This is a genomic window from Salinicola acroporae, assembly GCF_003206615.1.
In the GTDB taxonomy this organism is placed as follows: Bacteria; Pseudomonadota; Gammaproteobacteria; order Pseudomonadales; family Halomonadaceae; genus Salinicola; species Salinicola acroporae.
Genome location: NZ_PZJW01000012.1, coordinates 197,124 through 223,588, shown reverse-complemented (window position 1 = coordinate 223,588; position 26,465 = coordinate 197,124). Strand labels below are relative to the sequence as shown.

Genomic DNA, 26,465 nt, shown 5'->3' with positions numbered 1-26,465 from the left:
ACATGACGACTTCCCATGTTTCGCCTCGCGCTTCTTCAGCCGCGAGTTCCGCTGTCTTCGGCGGCGAGATTCCATTGCCGGCCCCGGCCTGGTCGCGGGTGACGCGCCGGGTCTTCGGCCATCGCGGGCTGGCGATCGGGCTGGTGTTGGTCGCGCTGGCGGTGTTGATCGCCATCTTCGCGCCGCTGCTGGCCCCGCATGACCCCTATCACCAGGACATCGCCAACCGGATGGTGCCGCCGGTGTGGCACGACAAGGGCTCGTGGACGCATGTGCTGGGCACCGACAAGCTGGGCCGCGACACCTTGAGCCGGCTGCTGTTCGGGACTCGCATCTCGTTGACCATCGGGCTGGTGGTCGCGCTGATCTCCGGTGTCATCGGTACCACGCTGGGTGTCCTGGCCGGCTATTTCGGTGGCCGCGTGGATGCGGTCGTCAGCTACATCATCACCACCCGTCTGGCGATGCCGGTGGTGCTGGTGGCGTTGGCGCTGGCATCGCTGACCGGCGGCTCCCTGACCACGGTGATCGTGCTGCTGGGCCTGCTGCTGTGGGACCGCTTCGCGGTGGTGTCGCGTTCGGTCACCCAGCAGATGCGCGACGCCGAATACGTCTACGCAGCGCGCACGCTGGGCTGCTCGCTGCCCTATATCCTGCTGCGCGAAGTGCTGCCCAACATCGCCGGCTCGCTGATCGTGGTGATGACCCTGGAAATGGCCCACGCGATCCTGCTCGAGGCGACGCTGTCGTTCCTCGGCATGGGGGTACAGCCGCCGCTGCCGTCGTGGGGACTGATGGTCGCCGAGGGCAAGGCCTACATGTTCTTCCAGCCCTGGGTCATCGCGATTCCCGGTATCGCGCTGTTCGTGCTGGTACTGGCGATCAACCTGCTCGGCGACGGACTGCGGGATCTCAACGCCCCGGGAGGACGCAACTGATGCCACTACTGAACGTGAACAACCTGCGTGTCGACCTGCCGGTGGAGGCGGGCATGCTGCATGCCGTGCGCGGGATCGACTTTCATGTCGAGCGCGGCGAGATGCTCTGCCTGGTGGGGGAGTCCGGCTGCGGCAAGTCGATGACCTCGCTGGCCCTGATGGGGCTGCTGCCGCGCAAGGCCAGGCTCAGTGCCGACCGTCTCGAGTTCGACGGGACCGATCTGACCACGCTCTCCGAACGCCGTCGCAGCGATCTGCGCGGGGCGCGGATGGCGATGATCTTCCAGGAGCCGATGACCGCGCTGAATCCGGCCTACACCCTGGGCAACCAGCTCTGCGAAGGTTTGATCCGGCACCGCGGCGTCAGCCGGCGGGAGGCGCGCGAGCGGGCGATCTATCTGCTGGGGAGGGTCGGTATCAGCGCCGCGAAAGATCGCCTCGACCAGTACCCCCACCAACTCTCCGGCGGGCTGCGCCAACGGGTCATGATCGCCATGGCGCTGATGTGCGAACCCGACCTGATCATCGCCGACGAGCCGACCACGGCCCTCGACGTGACGATCCAGGCGCAGATCCTGCGCCTGCTGCGAGAGCTGCAGCGGGAATTCGGAACCGCGGTGATCTTCATCACTCACGATCTCGGTGTCGTGGCGCGCATTGCCGACCGGGTGGCGGTGATGTACGCCGGCGAGGTGATCGAATCCGCACCGACGCCGGCACTCTACGCCGCCCCCGGACACCCCTATACCCGCGGGCTATTGAGCTGCATACCCACGCCGGGCAGGACACCCCCCGGCAGCCGGTTGCAGGCGATCCCCGGTGTCGTGCCCAGTCTCGTCGGTGATGTCGAGGGATGCGCCTTCCGCAATCGCTGTCCGCAGGCCCAACCGACCTGCGAGCGCACGCCTCCGCTGATGTCGTTGCCGGGCGATCACCGGGCCCGCTGTCACTACGCCGACCGGCCGGTACCGGCGCCGCGTCAACCGGAGACGATGTCATGAACGCACATTCGACCACCGGGGTCGCCGACTCCCGCCCTTCACGAACAATGCCCTCTGCGTCCATGTCGCCCCGGACCTCGCGATCGCCGACCCCGGCGCTGGAGCTTTGCGGACTGTCGAAAACCTTCACCCTGGGCGGCGGGCTGTTCAGGCGCGGACGCGCGTTGGGCGCCGTCAGCGATGTCTCGCTGCGGATTCCGCGCGGCCAGGTCATGGGGTTGGTGGGCGAGTCGGGCTGCGGCAAGAGCACCCTGGCCAAGATGCTGCTGGGGCTGACCACGCCGAGCGAGGGCGACGTGCTGGTGGATGGCAGGCCGCTGCGGGGCGCCAGCCAGAAAGCGCTGGCGCGACGCATCCAGCCGATCTTCCAGGATCCTTACTCCTCGCTCAATCCGCGCAAGCGGATCGCCCAGATCGTCGGGTTGCCGTTGCAGGTGCACGGCATCGGCACCTCCCGCGAGCAGGCGGCACGCGTCGCCGAGACCCTGGATGTGGTCGGGCTGCCGCGCCGCGCCGCCGACCAGTTCCCAGGCCAGCTCTCTGGCGGCCAGCGCCAGCGTGTGGCCATCGCCCGCGCGTTGATCATGCGTCCGGACATCGTGATCTGCGACGAGCCGACCTCGGCGCTGGATGTCTCGGTCCAGGCCCAGATCCTCAACCTGCTGCTGGATCTCAAGGCCGAGTTCGGGCTGACCTATCTGTTCATCAGCCACGATCTGGCCGTGGTCGAGCATCTGGTGGATCGGGTCGCGGTGATGTACCTGGGGCGTATCGTCGAGGAGGGAACGCGGGAGCAGATCTTCGCCGCCCCACGCCATCCCTACACCCGGGCACTGCTGGACTCGGCGCTGACCCCGGAGCCGGGACTGGGCGTGCCGGATATCGGGCTGGGCGATACCATGCCCGACCCGAGCGATCCGCCCGCCGGTTGCGCGTTTCACCCGCGCTGCCCCAAGGCGCAGGCGATCTGCCGACAGCAACGGCCGCGGCTGGAGGCGTTTCGTGACGATAGCACTCGTGTGGCCTGTCATCTCGCTTGAGCCCGGCCTTCGTGACTGACAGCCCGTTACCCCTGTTCGTATTCAACGAGGAGAGATTCATGGCGCGAGCAAAAGCGCTGCAACACGCCTGGCACGCCTTCGACAGCGGCGACTTCCTGGATCGACTCGACGCCCGTATCGCCGTGCGTAGCGAAAGCCAGGAAGCGGGTCGCGACGGCGAACTGCGCCGTTACCTGACCGACTTCGTGATCCCCGAGATCGAAAAGCTGGGCTTCACCTGGGAGATCGTCGACAACCCGGTCGGCGGCTTCGGGCCCTTCCTGCTGGCCGAGCGGATCGAGGTCGACGCGGCCTTGACGCTGCTCACCTATGGTCACGGCGATGTGGTGCGCGGCTACGACACACAGTGGCGGGAAGGGCTTTCGCCGTGGCAGATCGTGGTCGAGGGCGAGCGCTGGTATGGCCGAGGCACCGCCGACAACAAGGGGCAGCACACGCTCAATTTCACGGCGCTGAAGAGCGTCATCGAGGCGCGCGATGGCCGGCTGGGCTACAACGTCAAGTTGATCCTGGAGATGGGCGAGGAGACCGGATCACCGGGCTTGAAGGCGGTCTGCGAAGCCCACCGCGAGCGCCTGGCGGCGGATCTGTTCATCGCCTCCGATGGTCCGCGCCTGGCGGCGGACTCGCCAACGCTGTTTCTCGGCTCCCGCGGCTCGTTCAACTTCGACCTGCGCCTGCGTGCCCGCGACGGCGCCCATCACTCCGGCAACTGGGGCGGGGTGCTCTCCAACCCGGCCACCCGGCTGGCCAATGCCTGGGCGACGCTGGTCGATGCCCACGGCAGGATCCTGATCGAGGGCCTGCGCCCGCCGGCGATTCCTGCGCCGGTTCGTGACGCCGTTGCCTCACTCGAGGTCGGGGCGACACCGGGGGACCCGGCGATCGATGCGAGTTGGGGCGAACCGGAATTGCTGCCGGCGGAAAGGCTGTTCGGCTGGAACACCCTGGAGCTGCTGGCGATCAAGGCCGGCAATCCGGAGGCGCCGGCCAATGCCATTCCTGGAGAGGCCTACGCGCACTGCCAGCTGCGCTTCGTCGTCGGCAGTGACCGCGAGCGCTTCCTCGAGCATCTGCGCCAACATCTGGATGCCCACGGCTTCGAGGATATCGAGGTCAGCAGTGCGCGGATGTCGCAGATGAACGCCACCCGACTCGACCCGACGGACCCGTGGGTGGGCTGGGCGCTGGCATCGATGCGCGAGTCCAGCGGCAAGTCGCCGACGCTGCTGCCCAACCTGGGCGGTTCACTGCCCAACGATGTCTTTGCCGAGACGCTGGGGCTGCCGACGCTATGGGTACCGCACTCCTACCCGGCCTGCTCCCAGCACGCCCCCGACGAGCACGCCCTGGCGAGCATTCTGCGGGAAGGTCTGGGTATCATGGCCGGGTTATGGTGGGATCTGGCCGAGCAGGGTCGAGACATCAAGAAGGAGCGTGAACGATGGCACCGCTGAACGACGCGGAGAGGATCACGGCCACGGCCTGCGAGTGGCTGGCCGGGCAGCAGGTGGCGATGATCGAGTGCCTGCAGAGACTGGTGGATATCGACTCCAACAGCTACGACAAGGCCGGTACCGATGCGGTGGCGGATGTCATCGTCGAGTGGCTGGAGGCCGACGGGATTGAGGTGACGCGCACGCCGCGCCCGGACGCCGGCGATATCCTCGAGGCTCGGCTGGAGGGTGATGGCAGCGATGCAGGCGCCGGTCACGTGCTGATGATGGGGCATCGCGATACGGTCTTCCCGACGGGAACGGTTGCCGAGCGCGGCTTCACCCGCGACGGCGACACCGCTTTCGGTCCCGGTGTCGCCGACATGAAATCGGGACTGGTGCTCAATATCTTCGTGCTGCGGGCGCTCAAGCGGGTGGCGCCGTTGCCGTTCCCGGTGCGGGCGCTGTTCACGGCGGACGAGGAGATCGGTTCCCGCGACGGAACGGCCTTCATTCGCCAAGCCGCCAGCGGTGCACGAGCCGTGCTCAACGCCGAACCCGGCAGGATCAGTGGCAATGTCGTCACCGGTCGAAAGGGCGGGGCAGCCTTCCTGATCGAAGTGACCGGCAAGGCGGCCCATTCCGGTGTCAGCCACGCCGATGGTGCCAGTGCCGTCGAGGCGCTGGCGCGCAAGATCGTCAAGCTCCATGCGCTGACCGACTACGATGGTGGCGTGACCACCAATGTCGGCTTGATCGAGGGCGGTATCTCGCGCAATACCGTGGCCCCTTCGGCGACGGCTCAACTGGACACGCGCTTCGTCACCCATCAGCAGCGCCTGGATCTGCTGACGGCGATCGAGGCGATCATCGCCGAGGAGGAGGTTCCCGGAACGCGGGCGACGATCCGCCAGATTTCAGGATTCCTGCCGATGGAGCCTGCCATGAGCGAGGCCCTGTTCGTGCGCTACCGGGCCCAGGCCGAACGGCTCGGGTTCCATGTCGAGGGCGAGTTCACCGGCGGCTGCTCGGACGCCGGGACCACTGCCAGCCTGGGCATCCCTACGCTGTGCGGCACCGGCCCGGTTGGCGCCAAGATGCATACCGACGAGGAGTATTGCCGTCTCGAGACGTTGGTGCCGAGGGCCCAGGCCGTTGCGGCGACGATCATCGATCTCGCCTGCGAGGAGAGGGGGACCGCCTGAACGACGGCGCGCCGCCGGTTCGCCAGGTGGCGAAACGTATCATTGGGTTACCTTCGATGACGGTTCGTTTTCATTGTGTCGATCAATGACACGTTTCGGCCCCCTCGTGGCGCTTGCGGCGTTTCATAATCGGGTTGGTTCCCGGCGCACGGGAGCTCGCAGAACGCGCCAGGTTCATGCCGATGTCATCGAGCCGCGCCACAATCATCAAAACGAACCTTCTGCCAGGGAAAAAGCCGATGTCTACCGTGACGCCGACGGGCAACAGTCCCGCCAACCAGCCGTCCTCCTTCTCTTCCTTCGAAGATCAACTCACCGTCGCCCGGTCCAGCAAGATCCTCGCGGACTACGTCAAGGATCACGGTGGCGCGGTGTGGAAGAGCGATCTCGAGGCGCTGGCCAACGATACCAGCGGCAACACGCCGCCGGAGGTATCTGCGGCCGCCAGCTATATGCTGAGCCATCCCGACGTCTATACCGCCATCGAGACCCTCGACAATCCGAACGCGGATGGCCTGTCCGGTCACTGGAACTTCCAGGATGCCGCCAATGGTGCCCTGGGAAGCACCGGCACGATGGCCGACCTGAAGGATGTCTTCGACCGCGCCATCAAGAGCTCCGCCGAGATCACCAAGCTGACCACCGAGAAGAAGACCGGGCTCGACGCCACCAAGCAACGTCCCCAGAACTGAGTCGCCACGGCTCGCGAACCGCGGGAAACTCGTGGTTTCCCGCGGTTCGCGTTTCACGGTTATGCTCCGCGACCCCGCTTCAGGGGCGGTCGGCGAATCGATCGGTTGCCCGTACCAGCGCGGCCATGATCTGCGGTTCGCTGAACGCGTGTCCCGCCGCCTCGATGATCTCCAGCTTGGCGTCCGGCCACACCTTGGCCAGATCCCAGGCGTTCTGGAGCGGACAGACCATATCGTAGCGGCCGTGAATGATCACGCCGGGGATGCCCGCCAGTCGATCGGCCTGGGCCAGTAGCTGATCGTCGCGCTCGAAGAAGCCCTTGTTGGTGAAATAGTGGTTCTCGATCCGGGCGAAGGCCAGGGCGAAGTGATCGGCGGCGTGGGAATCGCTGGCATCGACGGGGATCAGCTTCGAGGTCTCGCCCTCCCACACGCTCCAGCGTCGGGCGGCCTCGAGCTGGCGCTCGGTATCGTCGCCCATGAGCCGCTCGTGGAAGGCGGGAATGATATCGTCACGCTGCGCCTCGGGCAGAATCTCCACCAGCCGTTCCCACTTCTCGGGGAACATGTTGCGAGCCCCATGCTTGTAGAACCAGTCGAGCTCCTGCTGGCGCATGGTGAAGATGCCGCGCAGCACCAGTTCGCTGACGCGGTCCGGATGCTGCTCGGCGTAGGCCAGTGCCAGCGTCGATCCCCATGAGCCCCCGAACACCTGCCACCGCTCGGCACCCATCATCTCCCGCAGGCGCTCCATGTCCTCGATCAGGTGCCAGGTGGTGTTGTCGGCGAGGCTGGCGTGGGGTGTCGAACGGCCACAGCCGCGCTGATCGAACAGCAGGATGTCGTAGCGCGCGGGGTCGAACAGCTGGCGGTGGATCGGCTTGCAGCCGCCACCCGGGCCGCCATGGAGAAAGACCACCGGCTTGCCGTTCGGATTGCCGCTGCGCTCCCAGTAGACCTGGTGGCCGTCACCGGTATCCAGGTGACCACTGGCGTGAGGTTCGAGAGCAGGATAGAGCGGGTTGGATTCGGACATGATTGACCCTGTTGTCAACGTGATGCGGCATCGCAATGGTGTCGTGCCAGCATAAAGGCCGGGCGGCCCATGGGCCAGCCACCTCCCGCGTCGCCCCGGGCTCCAGGCGTGGAGCGCATTGCGCAACAGCGATGATGTCGGCATGCGGCTCTGCTACCATCGTCGCCTATACACGGCAGCGCGCCGATACTCGGTCACGTTAGAGGGCAGTCGCAACCCGACTGCAACGGACATCCATGAAATCTCGCGATACCGGTTTTCGCCACCTGATCTACTCCACCGGATACTCACTGAAGGGGCTGGTGGCGGCATTCCGCAACGAGACCGCCTTTCGTCAGGAAGTGGCGCTCTGCATCGTGCTGGTGCCTTTTGCCTGGTGGATCGGCAAGAACCCCGTCGAGTGGCTGGTACTGGTCGGTAGCTGCATCTTCGTGCTGATCGTCGAGCTGCTCAACAGCGCGGTCGAGACAGTGGTCGACCGGATTGGGCCGGAACACCATGAACTCTCCGGGCGGGCCAAGGATATCGGCTCGGCGGCGGTGATGCTGGCGCTGGGCATGGCGGCGGTGACCTGGGGCCTGCTGGCCTGGGACAAGTTCTTCGGTTGACCCGGCCCGCCGCTCACGACGGCTCGGGCAAGTCCTGCGGCGTATCGATATCCCGCCAGATGCCGTCGTCGTCGACATCGATGACGGACACCGCCTCCCGGTTGGTCTGCACCACGGCCCTGGCGCCGTCGCCCGCCTCCAGTGCGGCCAGTGTCGGCCAGAAACGTCGCCCGAACAGTACCGGGTGGCCGCGCCTGCCACGGTGACTGGGAATGACGATATGCTCGGCATCGGCATGCCGCTGGAGTCGGGCACAGGTGGCGACACTGAGCCACGGCATGTCGGCCAGTACCACGGCGGCGGCGGTCGCCGTGTCGCCCTCGGCGATCAGATGGCGAAACGCGTCACCCAGGCTCCCGCCCAGGCCGTGCCGTGCCTGGGCGGAGACCAGCCGTCGGTGCCGGGCGGGATCGAACGCCTCACCCAGCTCCAGGTCGTCCTCCGGGCGAGTGACCAGCCACCAGCGAGGATAGGCCAGGGCGACGGTGGTCAGCGTGGTCGCCAGCAGGGTACGACCATCCGGTAGCGTGGCGCGGCGCTTGTCGCCGCCGAAGCGCCGGGAGACACCGGCCGCCATCACCAGTGCCACGACGGCTGGCGAGTCGGGCTGGGGGTCAGAGCTCATGGCGTGACTTGCCGCGCCGCACGCGGAGCACATCGGCGACGACGGCGAGGGCGATCTCGGCCGGCGTCTTGCTGTCGAGGTGCAGCCCGATCGGCATCTGGATGCGCGCGATGGCGTCGTCATCCAGCCCGCCGGAGCGCTTGAGGCGTTCGGCCCGCTTTTCGGACGTCCGCCTCGATCCCATCACCCCGATGTAGAACGCCGGCGTGCGTACGGCTTCGATCATGGCCAGATCGTCGATCCGGGGGTCATGGGTCAGCGCGACAATGGCAGTGGCGGCATGCGCGGCGCCGGAGCCGATGAACAGCGACGGCAGCACCGACTGCAGCTCGATCCCCGCGATCGGGAAATCGCGCCGGGCTTCTTCCCTGGGATCGCAGACGATCACCTCGAAGCCCAGCGCACGGGCGAATTCGGCGCAGAAACGGGAAACCGGCGAGATTCCGGCGATGATCAGGCGCAGCGCCGGCCCCACGCGAAGGTGGATGACCTCGCCGTCGCGCTCGACCCGGGGGCCGTTCTCGCCGGCTTCGATGAAGCGCTTGCGCCCGCTCGCCAGGTCGATCCGGCGCACCAGCGAGCGTTGACCGAGCAGGGTGGCATGGAGCACCTCCAGATGTGTCAGGGTCTCGGCATCCGGCGTCAGACGTTCGACGAGCACATCCAGAATCCCGCCACAGGGCAGCGAGACCTGGGGCGATTCGTCGGCCCCTTCGCCGTAGCGCACCACCGACAGCGCATCGCCGAAATGCCCCTCGGCGATCCTGCCGAGGAAATCCTCCTCGATACAGCCACCGGAGAGCGAGCCGACATGGCTGCCGTCCGCTTTCGCGACCAGCATCGAGCCCGGCTCGCGCGGTGACGAGCCGAACGTCGCCAGTACGCTGCATAACCAGATCGTCTCGCCGTCGTTGGCCCATTCGAGCGCCGCGTCGAGTACCTGAAGATCGAGATGTTGCATGAGGAGCGTCGTTCCTTCCTGAGAGCTGAGCCATCCCTGGCCGCGATGTGAGGTGACCGGATCAGGCGGCGACCGTCGACCCTGCCGAAGCCAACGCCGACCGCACCCGCTCCGGGGTGAAGGGGGGCTCGCGAAAACGGACGCCGGTGGCATCGAAAAGCGCCGCGGCAATGGCCGGGGCCCCGGGCAGTGACGTGGATTCACCCACGCCCAGCGGCGCCTCGCCGGCATTGTCGAGCAGCAGCAGATCGATGAGCGGCAGTTCGTCGAATCGCAGGATCGGATAGCCACCCCATTCGCGGCTGACCGGTAGGCCCCGTTCGAAGCTCACGCACTCCTTCAGCGTTCGGCTCAGGGTCTGGATGACGTTGCCGTGAACCTGATGGCGCACGCCGGCGGGATTGATCATCAGCCCGGCATCCTGGCCCACCGTGAGGCGCACGACACGAATCCGGCCGCTATCGCGATGAACCTGGAGGGTCACTGCCCAGGCGGCATAGGCCGCGCCGAATCCCGGGAACCTGCTGTGCACGTAGTGGCCATAGGCGAAACCATGGCCCTCGGACCAGCCATCGCCGACAGCGGTTGCCGGCGGTCGGTCGAACCAGTTGGCCCGCTCGGCAACGGCGGCCACCAGCGCCTGCGCGCGCGGCTCCAGGTAGTGTAGCCGATATTCCACCGGGTCGACGCCGGCGCGTTCGGCCAGTTCGTCGATGAAGCTCTCGTGAGCGAAACAGTTGGGAAGGGCCGAGACTCCGCGTAGCCAGGAGGCTCGGACGATCGGCGCGACATCGTCGCAGGCGACTCTCAGGTGCGGGTAGCGATAAGGAGGCACCGAGGTTCGATCCCCCATCTGGAAAGGTACGTCGCTGGGCTGTCTGGCACCGGTCAACAGCAGGGCCAGTGTCGGGGCGTCGTTGGAGGGGTAGCGAGTCACGAAGTCATAGGCGCAGAGCTTGCCGTCGTCGTCGCTGCCGCCACGGATATCCATCAATTGCGCGGTTCCCTTCGGCTCCCATTCATGTTCCTGAGCGCGATCCAGCTGCACGCGCACCGGCCGGCCCACGGCGTTCGACAGCAGCGCGGCGTCGGCGCCGACGTCATCGGCACAGTTGCGACCGTAGCAGCCGGCCGCTTCATGGCGGCGGATCTCGATACGGCTTTCGTCCATGGCCAGCAGCGTCGCGATATCGGCACGCAGGCTGTGCGGATTCTGGGTGCCGGAATGAAGCGTCAGATAGCCGTCGCGATAATCGGCGACCGAACAGGAGGGGCCGATCGAGCCGTGCAACTGATAGGGCCAGAGGTAGGTGCGCTCGAGTACCGTCGATGCCGTGGCCAGCGCCGCATCGACGTCGCCTTGCTGCAGCAACGGGCGATGTTCGGCCGGCTGGCGGCGCAGCGCGGTCTCCAGATCGTCGAGATCGGGAAGTGCCGGCAGTGGACGCCAGCGGACCTTGAGGCGCTTGGCGGCGAGCGCGGCCTGCTCTTCCCGCTCGGCCACGACACCGACGAAATCCCCCTTGACGATCAGGGCAACGAAACCCGGCAGGTCTCGCACAGACGCCTCCTCGGCCTCGATCAGGCTGCGACCGACGAACGTGCCCAGATCATGCCCCGCGTAAGGTGGTCGCACGACGCGCCCGTGCAGCATGCCAGGCAGGCGAACATCGTGGACATAAACGAACTCGCCGCTGGCCTTGGCGGGAATGTCGACCCGCGGCGTGCTGCGTCCCACCACCCGGTAGTCACGGCTCGCCTTGGTCGGTATCTCGGTGTCGAGCTCGAGGGCGACGCGCTCGCCGGCCAGCAGTGACTCGTAACGCAGCCCTCGGCTGGCATCGCCCGGAGTCACGGAGACGATCCCGTCTTCCACCTGCAGCTGTTGCGCCGGTATGTCGAGGCGCCGGGCGGCCCGCGCCAGCAGGTACTGCCTGGCCTGGGCGGCAGCGCAGCGCAGCGGTGCGGCGGAAATCTGGATGGTGGCGCTGGCGATGGTCGGCCCCTGATTCGGCACCTCGAACGGATGGCCCAATACCATGATGACGCGCTCGACATCGACATCGAGTTCCTCCGCGACGATCTGCGTCAGCGCAGTCCGGACGCCGGTGCCCAGGTCGACGTGGCCGTTGAAGGCGAGGAAGCGGCCATCGGCAAGCAGGGCGATGAACAGCTCCGGCTCGGTGGGGATGAAATCGGAGCGTGTGCCCGGCTGGCCGGGAGCGGGCTTCGGCGGTATCACCGGAGCGCGATAGACCACCAGCATGTCGGTGCCCTGCAGTAGATGCTCGCGAGTGGGGAGTGAAGTCGACGTCATGCCGCACGGCCTCTGTTGTTGTAGGGAAAGTCTCCACCGGAAACAGGCTGGCTGGCGAGCCGGTGAGTCAATCATTTCGCGTAGAAATGCACGTAGACACTGTTACTGCGATCGTCGATGATTTCCTGTCTCGCCATCAGCTGGTAATTAATTCATGAAAAACAGTTGAATGGCGATTCTTTCGGTTTGTGGGTGGATGAAATTTGACCAAATGGTGTAGTATTTTTCTCAGAAATTACAGCGACTACACCTAAAATCACAGCCTCGCTCTGCGCTTTTTCCCTGCTTGCCGCGCCCGCCGCCGCGATGCAAATCGACGATGCCCGGCGGGCGGTGGCGGCTGGGCGAGGCCTGGAGGATGGTGCTTGGAGAGTGAGATCATGTCGAATGCCTTCGGTCATGCCGTCGATGAAGTGGACCCGAACGCCGCCGCGACGCCCCACCAGCAGGATTACGAATTCTCCGAGCAGGTCGGCCATCTGCTGCGGCGTGCCTATCAGCGGCATACCGCGATCTTCCAAAGCCAGAGCTGTGACAAACAGCTCACCGCCATACAGTTCGTCACGCTCTGCACGATCATGGACAACGGCCCTAGCGCGCTCACCGATCTGGTCAAGGCGACGGCCATCGACCCCGCTACCATTCGCGGCGTGATCAAGCGGCTCAAGGCGCGTGACTGGATATCGCTGTCATCCGATCCCAACGATCAACGCAAGGTGATCGTCGACATCACGCTGGCCGGGCGCGAGCTGGTCGCGACGATGGTGCCGCGAGCCAAGCGTATCTCCGATATGACGATGGGCAAGCTCAATCCTGCCGAGCGCGTGGCGCTCATGCACCTGCTGGACAAGATGAACGCCTCGGAGGAGTGATAACCCCTCCATACGGCCGGTCACCGAGCGACACCGCTCGATCTGGATCCGCGGCGGTGTCGGTCTCGAGCTCTCGAGGCAAGTCCATTCGTATCCCGGGGCAGGCACGTCGGTTCCCGGGACGAGCGCCGTGGCGTTCGACATGGGTTTCTCAGCGCTTGAGCCACGCCATGGCCTCGTCGCTGTCGATGACGTCGCCATACTTGCTGTCGATGTCGAACAGGTTGGCCTCGTGCGGCCCTTCATGTCGATCACCGACGCCATCGCGGACCACCATGACGCGGAACCCGTGCTGCACGCCATCGACGGCGGTGGCCCGCACGCAGCCGCTGGTGGAGCAGCCGATCACGATCAGCGTATCGACTCCCTGGCTATGCAGCGTCGGCGCCAGCGAGGTACCGAAAAACGCACTGGCGTACTGCTTGGTGACGACCAGCTCGTCGTCTCGAGGCGCCACCTCGGCGCAGAATTCGGCCAGCGGGTTGCCCTCGACCATGTCCCGCATCACCGGGGCCTTCTTCACCCACATGCCGCCATCCTGGAAGCTGCCAGGCTGATAGCGAATATTGGTGTGGATGATCGGGGTCGCGGTCTCGCGGGCGACCTGCAACAGCTCACCGCCTATCTTGACGGCGGAGACCACGCCCGGGGCGTAGAGCGGCGCGCCTTCGGTGGTATATCCCTTCATGAAATCGATGACCAGCAGGGCAGCCTTGTGGCCGAAGCCGATGCGGTTGCCCCAGACGCCGGCGTAGTTGCTGGCGGCGGATTCAGACATGACGACCCCCTTGAGAATGGGCTTCACGAATAGCGGAAAGCAGGCCAGCCCGGCCGCGGGCTTGCCTGCTGGCGATGAACCTGTTCAATAGGCGCCCGAGAGCAGCGCGCCGGCGCCCGGAACGACGGGCTCGAGGTCGAGTGCCTTGAGCATGGCGTAGGTGGTGGCGATGGCGGCGGTCACCACGGGCTTGCCGGTCAATGCCTCGACCTTGGAGACGGCAGCCAGCGACGGCATCTGCACGCATGCCGACAGCACGATGGCATCGGCGTCGCTGACGTCGAGTTCGGCGACGATCTCCGGCAGGCGCATCGGGTCGTGGCGGGCGACATCGAGGTTGTCGGGTATCTCCAGGGCGCGATAACCGAGCACCTCGACGCCCTCTTCGCGGATGTAGTTCACCACCAGCTCGGTGAGCGGTTTCATGTATGGCGCCACGACAACGACGCGACGGGCGTTCATTACTTTCAGCGCGTCGACCAACGCGCCCGCGCTGGTGATGACCGGCGTGGGATGCCCGTTCTCGACGCTGCGCTGATGAAGGCGCTTCTGCGATTCACGGTGGTAGCCGGGGCCCATCGACATGATCGCGACCAGACACGCATAGCCCATCACGTCGACATGGGCATCGGAGAGTTCCAGCGCACAGCGATCGGATTCCCCGTCCATGGCGGCCAGCTCCTCCTTGCGCACGGTCTTCATGCGCATTCGGCTGGAGTGGAAGGTGAAACGCTGCGCCGGGCGGATGAGTTGTCGGGCGGTCAGCATCGCGGGAATCTCGGTTTCCATGGTGACGTTGGAGCTCGGGACGATCTGGCCGATGCGATACAGCTGGGTCATGGCGCTTTCCTCGGTGAACAGGCCTGGGTGCATTGCGAGTCCGACGCGGGCGAGCTGCGCTCGGGCTCAGGGTCGTGGCAAGTCGAGTGGGCGGGCATGGCATTACCGCACCTCGCCCTGCTCGACGACGCGTTGACAGAAATCTTCGAAACGGCCACTGAAATAGTGCTCGCGTGGCCAGCCGGTGCGCGGCAGATAGAAGAACATCTCTTCCAGTCGCGACTTGATGGTGGCGTGGTTCTTGGTATCGATGACGAAGACATGCTTGCCGGTGGCGTCGAAGGGGCTCTCGGCGAGCTGACGCAGGATGAAGCGCACCAGGGAGTCTTCCTGCGGCATGCTGTATCCGACGATCACCAGGACATCGGTTTCCCGCAACAGGCGCACGGCCTTGGGGAATACCTGATGGAAATAGGGCTCGTCGTAGTCCTGGACCTGGGATGGCAGGATCAGCAGCGGCGGCTCCTGGCGAATCTCGGCGTCGCTGCGCTGGCGATATTCGAAGTCGAAGCCTTGAGCCGTCGGCAGAATCTCGAATCCGCCGTTGATCTTGATCACGTTGCGGTCGACGGTGCGTGGCAGATGCTCCCAGATCGTGCCGCCACAGATCCGTTGAGGCGTGACGCCCCGATAGAGACGACCAAAGACCGGCGCGTTCTGGCGATAGACGTGTTCGAGGATGGTCTCGATGGTGAAGTCGTAGTTGGTGGTCAGGAAATGGTATAGCGGCCAGTTGGCGCCCAGGTTCGCGCTGCTGGCACGGTCTTCCAGTGCGGAGAACAGCCGGACGATGGCGCGCTGGCCGTCGCTGTCGTAAGGCGAGGTGAAACGCAGACTGGCGTCGTCGACGTTGTGGATGTCGCAGGCGGCGGTGAAGCGGCGCATGACCAGCGTTCGCAACTCGTTGATGCTCAGGCGCAGGTTCTGATCGTCGAAATACCGGTTGCGGATATCGGGATAGCGCACCTGCATGTCGAGCACGTAGCGCAGGTTCTTGAAACGCTCGAAATCGAGATGACGGTAATCCTCCCAGCCGATGACGTGCATCAAGTGCTGCAGGTTGGGGAAGTCACGAATATCGTCGAGATCGATCGCGAACAGCTCGCCATCGGTGGGAGAGCGAGGGTCCCATGCCTTGGAGAACCCGGCACCGCACCAGAATGTCACCACCTGTGGCTTGCGCTGATCGAGATTCTGATCGAGCAGGCTCCCGATCAGACGCCCGAAGGCGTCGACCGTGGCATCGTCGCTTACATCCGTCCGCGACATGGCATCATCACTCCCGTTTCAGCTCGAAGGCGTTGCCGGTCCGGGCAAAGGCGACGACCCGGTCGAGCGCGCTTTGGCTGGAGGCGTATAGCCGGTAGAGCGGTTGACCGATGTCGACCTGCTCACCCTTGTGGGCGACGAGGTCGAGTCCGGCCAGTGTGTCGCCCGGGGCGCCGGTGAGTCGAGCGATCGAGTTGAGTCGCCAGATATCGATATGGTTGATACGGCCACTAGCCGGCGCGACGATATCGGCGTGAAAAGGGCCGGGCGCGGCCGGAAGTCCACGCCGACCCTGCAGCTCGATGATGCGCTCGAAGCGGGCTTTTGCCGCGCCACTGGCGAGCAGAGTCTCGGCGCGCGCACGCCCCTCGCCGGGTCTCACGTCCGGTGCCCAGTCGAGCAGCGCACCGGCGAAATCGAGCGCCTTGTCACGCAGGTCTCGCGGCGCGCCGGGGTCGTTGTTCAGCACCTGCAGGACGTCGCGTGCTTCCAGGTTGGGGCCGATGCCCCTGCCCACCGGCTGGGTGCCGTCGGTGATCCGTGCCAGTACCCGGATGCCGAGCGCGGCCCCCACCGACTCCATCAGCCGCTTCAGCTCCTGCGCCTTCTCCTGGGTCGGCAACTTGGCCTGGGGCCCGGTCGGCAGGTCGACGACCAGATGGGTGACGCCGGCGGCCAGCTTCTTGGACAGGATAGAAGCGACGCTCATCCGCGCCGAGTCCAGATCCAGCGGCCGCACGATGGCGTTGGTCATGTCGTCGAAGGGCGTGTGCGACAGACGCCCGTTCCAGACGATGCAGCCGTTGGCCCCGTTGACGACGCGGCGAACGTCGTCCGGGCCGAGCTCGACATCGGCGAACAGCGCCATGGTATCGGCGGTGCCGGCCGGCGAGGTGATCGCCCGTGACGACGCCTTGGGAATGGTCAGCCCATGCGCGGCGACGATCGGGATCACGATCAGCGTGATCCGGCTGCCGGGGAGCCCACCTATCGAGTGCTTGTCGACCACCATCGGGCGATCCCAGTGCAACGTCTGGGCGATCCGCGCCCGGGCACGGGTCAGCGCGATGATCTCGTCGTCGTCGAGGTGATTGGCCAGGCTGGCCAGGAATGCCCCGGTCGACGCTTCGTCGAAGCGGTTGTCGGCGATGTCGTGGACCACGCCGAAGAACTCGTCTTCGTTCAATGACTGGCCGCGAAGCTTGCGCCGCAGTGCCGCAGCGCCGACAGGCGGTGGTGCCGGTTGCAGTTGCAGGGGCATGCCGGCGATCAGCCCGAGCCGTGCCAGGGTGGCGCGAGCCAGGCCGATGGCATCGGGGGCCAGCCAGTGGTCGTCGTCGACCCACTGCACTTCCAGTACCAGCGGCCGGCCGAGGATATCGACCTCGACGCGGGGCGTGGGCAGTGCCTGTATCGCATCGCGCAGCGGGTGGCGGAGCGACAGGAAGCCGATCAGGCGAGGACCGCTATCGATCGGCAGGTGGCGAATCGGCGTGTCGCCACCACAGGCCCGGGCCAGCGCAATGAGAAAGCGTTCGATGCCGGTGTTCAGGTCGGCATCGTTATCGACCCGATAGTGGTCTACGCCTCGTGGTGGCTGCCATTCCAGCGTCTCGAGCCGGGCGAGGATGTCGCTGGCGGTTTCGCGCCCGCGCATCGACAGGCGCCGCGCGCGGACCTCGCGCGATGCCGTGATGTCGATCACGGCAACCGGCCGCCCCAGTCCGGCGATGGCGCCGATGACCTTGCGCGACACATTGGCCAGCACCGTGCGCCCGCGGGCCAGGTCATCGCGAATCGACGCGCGCAGCGCATAGCGCAGGCCGTGGGCATGCCAGTGGATCAGGAACTCGCCGGCGCCGAGCGCCGCGTCGAAATCCGAATCGCTCATCGCCTGATGATCTTCACCGCCCGCATCGGCAGGACGGGTGATGACCCGCCTCGTCAGGAGCACATGCTGGGTGCAGGTGTAATCGGCCAGCGCCCGCTCCATCAGGGTATCCTTGCCGGCCCCGCTGGGGCCGACGACCAGTACCAGTAAGCCGCGCGGCGGATTGTTCGAACGCATCCCGCTCACTCCGCGTCGTCGAGGCCGATGTCCAGCGCTGGCGACGACTGCGTGATGCGTCCGACCGAGATGAAGTCGACGCCGGTCTCGGCGATGGCGCGAATGGTTTCCAGGCGCACGCCGCCGGACGCCTCCAGCAGCACACGGCCATCGACCATGGCCACCGCCCGCTGCATCTCTTCCACCGCCATGTTGTCGAGCATGATCACGTCGGCCCCGGCGGCGAGCGCTTCTTCCACCTGGTCGAAGCGGTCGCACTCGACCTCGACCTTGGTCAGCACCGGCACGCTGGACCTGGCGCGGGCGACGGCGGCGGTGATGCTGCCGCAGACGGCGATGTGGTTGTCCTTGAGCATGATGCCGTTGTCCAGACCCAGGCGGTGGTTGCGACCGCCACCGCAGGCCACGGCATGCTTCTCCATGGCGCGAAGCCCTGGCGTGGTCTTGCGGGAATCGATCAATTGCGCCCGGGTACCGGCGATCCGCTCGATATAGGTCGCGGTGACGGTGGCGATGCCGGAAAGATGCTGGGCCAGGTTCAGTGCGGTGCGTTCGGCGGTCAGAATGCTGCGCGCCGGACCTTCGATCTTGAGCAGGGTGGTGCCCTTGTCGACCTGCTGGCCATCCCTTGCCAGCACCTCGACCTGAATGCTGGCGTCGTAGAACGTGAAAACACGGGCGGCAGCGGCAAGGCCGGCGAGCGTCATCGGTTCCCGAGCGCGCATCTCGAAGCGACCGGGCAGCTCGGCATCGATCAGTAGCGTCGCGGTGAGATCGAAGTAGCCGATATCTTCGCGCAGGAAGGCACGGATCTGGTCGTCCAGCACCAGCGGGTCGAGCTGCCAGGCCTGGGGGGGCGTTCGTCTTTCGAGGGTCATGTCGTTGCTCCTTGTGGGTGGTCAGGGCGTGTTCACGGATGGGTTGCCGGGCGACGAGCGCCAGCGCCGAACAGTTGATACGCGACAATGACGGCAACCACGATGAGGCCGCCGAGTACCGGCCAGCCGCTCGGAGAGAGCAGGGTCAGCCCGGCGGCCATCAGCAGCAGTCGTACGCCGGGAGACAACCGCTGGCGGAGATAGCCCTCGGTCGCAATGGCGATGGCCAGGGTCGCGATGAAGGCCTGGGCGATCTCCAGCCCGCAGCTCAGCAGCGTGCCGTCCAGCGTGATGCTGGGGTTGTAGACGATGGCGAACGGGAACACGAAGGCGAAGATCGCCAGGCGTACCGCCTGTGCCGCGATGCTCACCGGGTTACCCCCGCAGATCGCCGATGCCGCGTAGGCCGCGACGGCGACCGGTGGCGTCAATGCCGAGAGTACCGCGTAGTAGAGGATGAACAGATGCGACGACATCATCGGCAGCCCGAGCGTGTTGACCAGGGTTGGCCCGAGCAGCACGGCGGCCAGGATGTAGGCGCTGGGTGTCGGCATGCCCATGCCGAGGATGATGGTGATGATCGCGGTGAAGAACAGCGTCATGAAGGTGCTGTCGCCGGCCAGCAGCATCACGATCGACGAGAACTTGGTCGCGAGACCGGTCATGGTGATGCCGCCGATCACCAGTCCCGCCGCGGCGCAGGCGGCCGTGACGCCGACCATGCGAAAGGTGGTGGTGGCCAGGGCGTCGAGCAGCGACTTCGGTGTCAGCCGGTGCTGGCGACTGAACAGCGAGCAGATCACGATCGCGCCGGTACCGAACAGCGCCACGAAGGTCGGCGAGTAACCGATCACCAGGGGAATCACCATCGCCGCCAGCGGGATCAAAAATAGCCAGGCGCCACGCATCACCGTAGACCATGACGGCACTGCCTCGGCTGCCAGCTGGCCGAGTCCGTGGCGCTTGCAGTACAGATGCACCTGCACCAGTACGCCCATGTAGTAGAGCAGCGCGGGGACTAGGGCGGCGATGATGATCTCGCTGTAGGCGATGCCGGTGTACTCGGCCATGATGAAGGCGACCGAGCCCATGACCGGCGGCAGGATACTGCCACCGGTGGAGGCGGCGACTTCTATCCCGGCCGCCAGGTTGCGCGAGAAACCGAGGCGCTGCATCAGGGGAATGGTGATGGAGCCGGTGGTGACCACGTCCGCGGTGGGGCTTCCGGAAACCGTACCGAACAGCGCCGAGGAGACCACCGCGACCTTGGCCGGCCCGCCGGTCGAGCGTCCGGTCAGGCGGGCGGCGAGATTGAAGAAGAAATCGCCGCCGCGGACGCTGTCGAGAAAGGTCCCGAACATCACGAACAGAAAGGCGTAGGTGGCGGCGACGCGAACCGGAACGCCGAACAGCCCGTCGCTGGTATAGACGTTGACATCGATGAAATAGGATAACGGCAGGTAGCCGTGACGGAACATTCCCGACAGCAGGTGTCCCGCCAGGTTGTAAATGATGAAAACGGTGGCGATGAGGGTCAGGCCAAGACCGACGGTGCGACGTGTGGCCTCCAGGGTGAGCAGGGTGATCAGCACACCGAAGCCGAGCTGTGCGGGGGTCAGGGGCGTCAACAGGCTGATCCGGTTGGCCAGATCGTCGATCGAACCGATGAAGAAGATGGCGCAGGAGGCACTGGCAACCACCAGACCCCAGTCGAGCGGGCTCGGCGTCTCCGCGCCGGGTTTGTCGTTGGGCGCGATCAGGAAGAACACCAGCACCAGCATCAGGGTCAGGAAGACGATGGTCAGCGCCAGCACATCCGCCGTGGAGAAGATCGTCGTCCAGATTACCCACACGGCAATGACGGCTGCATAGCACTTCAGCAGCCAGCTGAAGATGCCTTGCGGCTGGCGGCGGCGCCCCGTCGACATCAGGCCGTTGGCCAGGCGAGTGAGATTACCGCGAGTCATGTTGTCGTCCCATGAGAGTGGTGTCGTGAGGTCGAGTGGCATTGGCGGCGTCGCCGGCGCCGGTCACCAAGGCTTCCGGCGCCGCGCGGACCGCCTGGCAGCCTGTCGGACGTAACGCTGATCTGCTGCAAACCTCGGGCTTTTGGTCAGCTTCACTCGCTCGGACTCGTTAAATAGCGGGGCTATTCGCCTCATCCGATCGATCAATCTGACACAAAATCCGTCGTTTTCGCGACGATCGGTCAAGCCCGAAAGGCTGCTAGAGTAGACCCGCCTCCTCGTAAGCGCGCTTGGCGCCGGGATGCAACTCGACGACCGATTGCCCGAGCAGGGTTTCGGGTGTGAGCTGCTTCATCGCCGGGTGCACCCCTTGCATGACGTCGATGTGTTCGATCAGATCCTTGGTGATGCGGTAAGCCTCATCGTCGGCCATCGTGGCCGGCGCCACCAGCATGGCCGCGGCGGTATGCGTCTGAACCGGATGATCGAGCCAGGTATAGGCATCGGCCGATACGGTATAGGGCTTGTCGCCGTACTCCTCCTCCATGGCCTTGATCACGCTATCCGGCACTGCCAGCAAGGTCATTGGGCGATTTTCCGCCATGCCACTGATCGCGCTGCTGCCGACGAAGGTCTCGTTGGCCCACATGTCGGCGCGACGGTTCTGGACCAGCTCGGTGGCGACCGCTGAGCCCTGGTAGACCACGCTGCCTCCCCAGGACTCGATGTCGTCCGGGGTCACGCCGAGCGCTTTGAGGGACGACTCGCCGACCATCGAGGGAAGAATGCCCTTGCGATTGAGTACCAGTCTCAGCGGTGGCTTCTTGTCGGCGATATCCTGCAGCGAGTGGATGCCGTACTTGTCGGAGAAGTCCTGGGTCATGACCCACTGCATCGGGGCCCAGTTATACAGCACGCCGATCGCCCGGAAGTTGTTTACCGCCTTGGGGAATGGCGGTTCGCCGGAGATCGCCTTCATCGCTTCGCCGGCGTGGACGATGGCGAGGTCACAGGTATCGCCCTGCATCTGGATGATGTTGGCAAAGCCGCCGGACGACGTCTGATAGGTGACGCTGGAATCCGGATTCTCGGCCTTGAGCACGCCGTCCATGCCGACACCCAGCAGTTGCCACAGGCCATTCGGACTGCCACCGCACAGGTTCTCGTTGAGTGGTGCGGCCTGGGCCGAGAAGCCCAGCCCGAGGCTGCTGGCGATCACGCCGGCGGTGATGAGTTGCTTGATCATTGCTCTGTTCTCCAGATTTGTCGTTGTGTTGTTCGAGAAACGGGCTGCTCGACGCGCTATGAGGTCGATGAGTTTAATCAAGGTTGTCGTGGGTTGGGTGGGGCTTCGACTCCTGTTGGTGATGGTGGCATGACGCGGTTCAGCGGTTGACCTGGTGGCTGGGCAAGGCCAGGACCAACAGGCAGCCCAACAGCAGGGCCGCCGCGAAGCAGAGCAGGGCGAGTGCACTGCTCCCCGTGAGATCCAGAATCCAGCCCATCAACGAATTGCTGACCAGGCCCGCGATATTGGCCAGCGAACAGGCAAGCGCGAATCCGGTCGCCGCCGCCTGTCCCCTGAGAAAGGTTGCCGGCAGGCTGAAAAAGACCGGAATCGCGCCCATGATCGCGCACGATGCGATGGCGAATACGATCACGGTCGCCACGGCGTTGTGGGCGAATAGCGTGCTTAGCGACATCGCCGCCGCGCCGATCAGAAACGGCACGATGATATGCCAACGGCGTTCGCGATGGCGGTCGGAACTGAAGCCGACCAGTAGCATCCCGACCAGCCCGGCCAGACTGGATATCGAGGTCAGCCAGCCGATGGTCGAGCTGTCGCTGACGCCGGCGTTGCGAATGAAGGTCGGCAGCCAGAAGCCGATGGCGTAGGCACTCAGCAGGATGGCGAAATCGATGCCGCCCAGCATCCATACCTTCAGGTTGAAGAAACCGTCGCGAAAAGTGGTCTGCTGACTCGGGTTGGCGGCGCTGTCGCGGGCGAGTTCCGATTCCAGCGCCTGCCGCTCGTGGGTACTCAGCCACCTGGCCTGATGCGGGCTGTCGGGCAGTGCCACCAGCAGGACCAGTCCAAGAATGACCGTGGGAATCGCCTCCAGCAGGAATAGCCATTGCCAGCCGAACAGCCCGTGCCAGCCGTCGGCGAAGGTCATGATGGTGCCGGATAGCGGCCCGCCGACGAGACTGGAGAGCGGCAGGCCGATCATGAACAGGGCGATGATGCGGGCGCGGCGCCAGGAGGGGAACCAGCCGGTGAGATAGAACAGCACCCCGGGCAGGAATCCGGCCTCCGCCGCGCCCAGCAGGAAGCGCAGCAGATAGAACTGCCAGGCCTGGGTCACCAGCATCGTCAGGCCGGAGAGGATGCCCCAACTGATCATGATGCGGGCGAGCCAGAGCCTCGCCCCGACCTTCTCCAGCACCAGGTTGCTGGGCACCTCGAACAGGATGTAGCCGACGAAGAACAATCCGGCGCCGAGACCATAGGCGGTCTCGCTGAACGATAGCTGTTCGGCCATCTGCAGCTTGGCGAAGCCGATGTTGATCCGATCGAGATAGGCCGTCAGGTAGCACAGTCCCAACAGCGGTATCAGACGCCAGATCACGCGTCGGTAGAGTTCGTCGTGTGGCGACACCTCTGCAGTGCCGGCCACCGAGGAGAGGGTAGACATAGCGATTCCCGATCGTTGTTGTTGCTGGTTGTCATCGGCTGTCTGACGCGATCGCCGGGCCGACCGCCGTGCGGGCGGTCTTCGTCGATGACGCCACACGGTTCATGGCGGCATCGAATCCTCGTTGGCAGTTGTTCTGATGGTCTCTTCGCTGCCGTTGTGCCGTGTCTGTCAGGCTGTCGATGCCGTCATAGCCGGCGGCCCAGAAAATCCTCGAAGGCGAGAAAAAAACCTTCGAAGTCATCCCACGGGATCATGTGGCCGGCGTTGTCTGCCGTGGTGATCTGGATGCTCGGAAGAAGCGTCTGGATTTCAGCCTTGTCTTCCGCCTGAATGACGCCGCCTCTGCCCGCGCAGATCAGCAGCGTCGGCACCGTGATTGCAGACAGGTCCTGATGGATATCGACCGTATGAAACTCCTCGAAGGCCTGCACGATGGCCGGCTCGAAGCAGGTATGCAGCCACTCCGCTCGCAGCGCTAGCTGCTCGTCGCTCCAGGTCGGGCAGTACTGGCGCATCGTCTCCAGGTCGCAGCCTTTGATGCAGTCGCGAATGGAGTCGACGTACCACGGCAGTTTGCTGGGATATTCGCGCCGGCCTGGCCCGGAGACCGGCGGATCGATCAATACCAGCTTGTCGAGCGTCGGCACGCCGCGGCTGGCGGCGCGGATCGCGAAGCGGGCACCCATCGAATGGCCTGCCAGAATGACGTTCTCGAGCCCCAGCGCGGCAATGAAAGCGGCGGCGTCGGCGGCGCAGGTATCGGTGTCATAGGCGAGCTCCGGGCCGGTCGATGACAGCCCTCGGCCACGCACATCGAGAACGTAGGTATCGAAACTCTCGCCCAGGCGCTCGGCCACGAAAGCCCAGGTGATCGCCGGGCTGGTGATGCCGGGAATCAGCACCAGCGGCTGGCCAGTCGCGGCGCGTTCGCCGCCGAAACGCAGATAGTGCTGACGAATGCCGTTGGCATGGACATTGGCGCCGTAGAGATAAGTGCTCATGTCAGGTCTTTCCTCGTGGACGTCTGGGAAGCGTCGATACGTCGGCCTGCTAGGGGTTTCCAGCATCCCGGCTGTCGTTGCCGGGTGCCTGGGCCATGGCCGTGTGGCAACGCATCAGGGTGCCTTGAGTTCCTGGGTGGTCACGTCATGGCCGAATACCCAGGCCGGGTCCTCGTCCTGTCGCAGCCAGGTGTTGTCGTGAGAGACCTGCTGCACCCGCGAGGCGCGCTCGAAGCGGTTGGTCTTGTAGAGTTCGAAGGCGTCGGCGTAATGCTCGGGGCCGACCGCTTCCAAGCTACGGACCAGCATCGCGGCGTCCTCGATCGCCATGGCAGCGCCCTGCGCCATGTGGGGCTTCATCGGATGGCAGGCGTCGCCGAGCAGCACCAGGCGCCCCTTGTGCCAGATCGGCAGCGGGTTGCGTTCCAGCAGTGGCCATTTGGTCACCGATTCGGTGCAGTCGATCAAGGCCTGAACCACGGGATGATAGTCGTGGAAGATTTCGCGCATCTCTTCTTTCGAGCTGTCGACGAACGACGTGCCATGCTGCCAGTCGGGGGTCTTCACCCCTGTGACGTAGTAGTACTCTCGCTGATCGCCGGTGACGTAGTAGACCATCATGTGCTTGTCGGGCGACCACCACTTCACGCACGACTCGAACTCGAGATCGTAGGCCTTGAGCTTTTCCGCATCGACGATGGCGCGGTGGGCAATCCAGCCGCTGTAGGTGGGATCCTCCGCGCCCAGTAGCGTTTCGCGAATGCGCGAGTTGACACCGTCGGCGCCGATGACCAGGTCGGCCGTCTCGGTGGTGCCATCCGCGAAGCGCATGATCACTTCGCTGCCGGTGTCGTCGACGCTCGTCAGCCGCCTGTCGAAATGCAGCTGGCTCGGATCGAGTGCCTCGACCATCAGGGCATGCAGGTCGCCGCGATGCACGGTGATATAAGCGGCGCCGTACTCCCGCTTCGCGAATTCGCCCAGTGGAATTCGCGATTGATAGTCGCCGCTGACGCCGTCGCGACTGAACCAGTAATCCGGGTGCGACCCCATCGCCTCGAGCCGTTCCTCGATCCCGATCTGGCGCATCACCTTCATGACGTTGGGGCCCAGGTGGATTCCGGCGCCCAGCCGGGAGAATTCAGGGGCCTGTTCGTAGACCTGGGTCGGATAACCCGCTTTCTGCAGCAGCGCGGCCACGGCGGCGCCACCCAGGCCGGCGCCGATGACCGCCACTCTGGGTTTCGGTGACATCGGTTTCTGACTCATGTGCTTTCCTCGATAGGTTGTTGTCGTGCAGCGGCCGTCGCCGGGCCATGTCCGTCGCCGGATGGCGCTATCCTGACCCCGACATTCCCGCTGGGGGCGCGGATTCGACTGGCAAGGTTCGAAGCTTCGAGCGCAACCCGGTACCCCTCGGTGGCGGGCCAGCATGGCTGTTAAAAACAACGTATACGCCGTATATTGGCAAGTCAACGGTTTTCTCTATCGTAAAATTACAGATTCGACAGGATGCTCTGTTTTTTCATTAAGTCATTGTTGTTAAAATATAAATTTATATTTTTGTGGGGTTATAAAGGCCGCTTGTTTTACGCTTTGCGGGGATGGTATAAGTTTAGATAGCGTCATTTCTGGTGTGTGCACTATAAAAGTACGATGGCGTTCGAGCTTGCACCACGGTAGTGCCAAATTGACGAACAACTCCAATCGAGAACGGCATGACGGACAGCATCGCTTTGCGGGTCAATGGCCAAATACGGCACCTGTCGCTCGACCCCGCGACCCCGCTACTTCAGGTTCTACGCAACGATCTCTGTCTCAATGGCCCCAAGTACGGTTGCGGCCTGGGTCAGTGCGGGGCTTGCAGCGTACTGGTCGAGGGTCGTGTTGCCCGCTCCTGCGTAATCTCCCTGGGGGCCGTGGCCGGCCGCGACGTCGTCACGCTCGAGGGCCTGGGCGAGTCGGGTCGTCTCGATCCGGTGCAGGCCGCGTTCGTCGAATGCCAGGCGGCCCAGTGCGGCTACTGCCTCAACGGCATGATCATGACGGTGCGGGGGCTGCTCAATCACTGTGCGCAGCCGTCACGTGACCAGATCGTCAGCGCGCTCAAATACAATCTCTGCCGTTGCGGAACCCATGTCGAAATTCTCGAAGCCGCCACCCTGGCGGCCGAGCTGGATGCCGCCGGTGTGGCGCCGGGGGGTGGCGAATGA

General features: G+C 65.0%; 23 protein-coding genes. 9 read left to right on the top strand and 14 right to left on the bottom strand.

Translation table 11 applies throughout. The features are described from left to right. Window positions 1-2 precede the first annotated feature (2 nt). The 6 genes from DOM54_RS17585 to DOM54_RS17560 all read left to right on the top strand — a co-directional run bounded on the left by DOM54_RS17585 (window position 3) and on the right by DOM54_RS17560 (window position 6,333). Window positions 3-938 carry an ABC transporter permease gene (locus DOM54_RS17585; protein ID WP_110717573.1) on the top strand — a complete coding sequence of 312 codons (936 nt, stop codon included), beginning with the start codon at window positions 3-5 and terminating at the stop codon, window positions 936-938. Beyond that, window positions 938-1,939 (top strand): ABC transporter ATP-binding protein, encoded by a 1,002-nt coding sequence (locus DOM54_RS17580; protein WP_240613955.1) that lies wholly within the window; start codon window positions 938-940, stop codon window positions 1,937-1,939. The genes DOM54_RS17585 and DOM54_RS17580 overlap by 1 nt, the downstream gene beginning before the upstream one ends. Next, window positions 1,936-2,979 (top strand): ABC transporter ATP-binding protein, encoded by a 1,044-nt coding sequence (locus DOM54_RS17575; protein ID WP_240613954.1) that lies wholly within the window; start codon window positions 1,936-1,938, stop codon window positions 2,977-2,979. Before DOM54_RS17580 ends, DOM54_RS17575 begins: the two co-directional genes overlap by 4 nt. A gap of 59 nt (window positions 2,980-3,038) precedes the next feature. Next, window positions 3,039-4,457, top strand: a complete 1,419-nt coding sequence (locus tag DOM54_RS17570) for a M20 family metallopeptidase (RefSeq protein ID WP_110717571.1) — start codon at window positions 3,039-3,041, stop codon at window positions 4,455-4,457. Continuing rightward, the gene (locus tag DOM54_RS17565; RefSeq protein WP_206019139.1) at window positions 4,445-5,641 is read left to right on the top strand and encodes a M20 family metallopeptidase; all 1,197 of its coding nucleotides are present in this window, start codon (window positions 4,445-4,447) and stop codon (window positions 5,639-5,641) included. The genes DOM54_RS17570 and DOM54_RS17565 overlap by 13 nt, the downstream gene beginning before the upstream one ends. A gap of 239 nt (window positions 5,642-5,880) precedes the next feature. Continuing rightward, on the top strand, window positions 5,881-6,333 hold the full coding sequence (locus DOM54_RS17560) for a hypothetical protein (RefSeq protein ID WP_110717570.1): 453 nt from the start codon (window positions 5,881-5,883) through the stop codon (window positions 6,331-6,333). Window positions 6,334-6,412: 79 nt separating this feature from the next. Here the strand turns inward: DOM54_RS17560 and pip are convergent, their stop codons facing one another. Next, window positions 6,413-7,369: a prolyl aminopeptidase gene (pip, locus tag DOM54_RS17555; protein ID WP_110717569.1), complete on the bottom strand. Its 957-nt coding sequence runs from the start codon at window positions 7,367-7,369 to the stop codon at window positions 6,413-6,415. A gap of 236 nt (window positions 7,370-7,605) precedes the next feature. On the opposite strand from pip, the gene DOM54_RS17550 reads away from it, so the two are divergent. Continuing rightward, window positions 7,606-7,977, top strand: coding sequence for a diacylglycerol kinase (locus DOM54_RS17550; RefSeq protein WP_110598641.1), 372 nt, complete (start codon window positions 7,606-7,608; stop codon window positions 7,975-7,977). A gap of 13 nt (window positions 7,978-7,990) precedes the next feature. Here DOM54_RS17550 and DOM54_RS17545 read toward each other — a convergent pair whose 3' ends face one another. From DOM54_RS17545 to DOM54_RS17535, 3 genes are all read right to left on the bottom strand, one after another. Continuing rightward, a complete protein-coding gene (locus tag DOM54_RS17545; RefSeq protein WP_110717568.1) occupies window positions 7,991-8,602 on the bottom strand; it encodes a nucleotidyltransferase family protein in 612 nt (203 codons plus the stop codon). After that, on the bottom strand, window positions 8,592-9,563 hold the full coding sequence (locus DOM54_RS17540) for an XdhC family protein (RefSeq protein WP_110717567.1): 972 nt from the start codon (window positions 9,561-9,563) through the stop codon (window positions 8,592-8,594). Before DOM54_RS17540 ends, DOM54_RS17545 begins: the two co-directional genes overlap by 11 nt. A gap of 61 nt (window positions 9,564-9,624) precedes the next feature. Beyond that, window positions 9,625-11,880 carry a xanthine dehydrogenase family protein molybdopterin-binding subunit gene (locus tag DOM54_RS17535; RefSeq protein ID WP_110717566.1) on the bottom strand — a complete coding sequence of 752 codons (2,256 nt, stop codon included), beginning with the start codon at window positions 11,878-11,880 and terminating at the stop codon, window positions 9,625-9,627. A 380-nt stretch (window positions 11,881-12,260) separates the two neighbouring features. Between DOM54_RS17535 and DOM54_RS17530 the strand changes: the two genes are divergently transcribed. Continuing rightward, window positions 12,261-12,752 (top strand): MarR family winged helix-turn-helix transcriptional regulator, encoded by a 492-nt coding sequence (locus DOM54_RS17530; protein ID WP_110717657.1) that lies wholly within the window; start codon window positions 12,261-12,263, stop codon window positions 12,750-12,752. A 151-nt stretch (window positions 12,753-12,903) separates the two neighbouring features. Here DOM54_RS17530 and DOM54_RS17525 read toward each other — a convergent pair whose 3' ends face one another. The 10 genes from DOM54_RS17525 to DOM54_RS17480 form a co-directional block, all read right to left on the bottom strand. Then, a complete protein-coding gene (locus DOM54_RS17525; RefSeq protein ID WP_110717565.1) occupies window positions 12,904-13,530 on the bottom strand; it encodes an N-carbamoylsarcosine amidohydrolase in 627 nt (208 codons plus the stop codon). A gap of 84 nt (window positions 13,531-13,614) precedes the next feature. Then, window positions 13,615-14,370 (bottom strand): aspartate racemase/maleate isomerase family protein, encoded by a 756-nt coding sequence (locus DOM54_RS17520; RefSeq protein ID WP_110717564.1) that lies wholly within the window; start codon window positions 14,368-14,370, stop codon window positions 13,615-13,617. A gap of 102 nt (window positions 14,371-14,472) precedes the next feature. Beyond that, window positions 14,473-15,639, bottom strand: a complete 1,167-nt coding sequence (locus DOM54_RS17515; protein ID WP_110717563.1) for an SIR2 family protein — start codon at window positions 15,637-15,639, stop codon at window positions 14,473-14,475. 7 nt (window positions 15,640-15,646) lie between these two features. Further along, window positions 15,647-17,707 (bottom strand): phosphonate metabolism protein/1,5-bisphosphokinase (PRPP-forming) PhnN, encoded by a 2,061-nt coding sequence (gene phnN, locus DOM54_RS17510; RefSeq protein WP_110717562.1) that lies wholly within the window; start codon window positions 17,705-17,707, stop codon window positions 15,647-15,649. A 5-nt stretch (window positions 17,708-17,712) separates the two neighbouring features. Next, window positions 17,713-18,585, bottom strand: a complete 873-nt coding sequence (gene nadC, locus DOM54_RS17505) for a carboxylating nicotinate-nucleotide diphosphorylase (protein WP_110717561.1) — start codon at window positions 18,583-18,585, stop codon at window positions 17,713-17,715. Between the two features lie 32 nt (window positions 18,586-18,617). Next, window positions 18,618-20,552: a TRAP transporter permease gene (locus tag DOM54_RS17500; protein ID WP_206019138.1), complete on the bottom strand. Its 1,935-nt coding sequence runs from the start codon at window positions 20,550-20,552 to the stop codon at window positions 18,618-18,620. A 259-nt stretch (window positions 20,553-20,811) separates the two neighbouring features. Continuing rightward, window positions 20,812-21,798: a TAXI family TRAP transporter solute-binding subunit gene (locus tag DOM54_RS17495; protein ID WP_110717560.1), complete on the bottom strand. Its 987-nt coding sequence runs from the start codon at window positions 21,796-21,798 to the stop codon at window positions 20,812-20,814. A gap of 139 nt (window positions 21,799-21,937) precedes the next feature. Beyond that, window positions 21,938-23,248 carry an MFS transporter gene (locus tag DOM54_RS17490; protein WP_110717559.1) on the bottom strand — a complete coding sequence of 437 codons (1,311 nt, stop codon included), beginning with the start codon at window positions 23,246-23,248 and terminating at the stop codon, window positions 21,938-21,940. Between the two features lie 188 nt (window positions 23,249-23,436). Then, complete coding sequence (locus DOM54_RS17485; RefSeq protein WP_110717558.1) at window positions 23,437-24,252, bottom strand: alpha/beta fold hydrolase; 816 nt, start codon at window positions 24,250-24,252, stop codon at window positions 23,437-23,439. A 114-nt stretch (window positions 24,253-24,366) separates the two neighbouring features. Continuing rightward, the gene (locus DOM54_RS17480; protein ID WP_276309690.1) at window positions 24,367-25,521 is read right to left on the bottom strand and encodes an FAD-dependent monooxygenase; all 1,155 of its coding nucleotides are present in this window, start codon (window positions 25,519-25,521) and stop codon (window positions 24,367-24,369) included. A 449-nt stretch (window positions 25,522-25,970) separates the two neighbouring features. Between DOM54_RS17480 and DOM54_RS17475 the strand changes: the two genes are divergently transcribed. Beyond that, the gene (locus DOM54_RS17475) at window positions 25,971-26,465 is read left to right on the top strand and encodes a (2Fe-2S)-binding protein (protein WP_110717557.1); all 495 of its coding nucleotides are present in this window, start codon (window positions 25,971-25,973) and stop codon (window positions 26,463-26,465) included.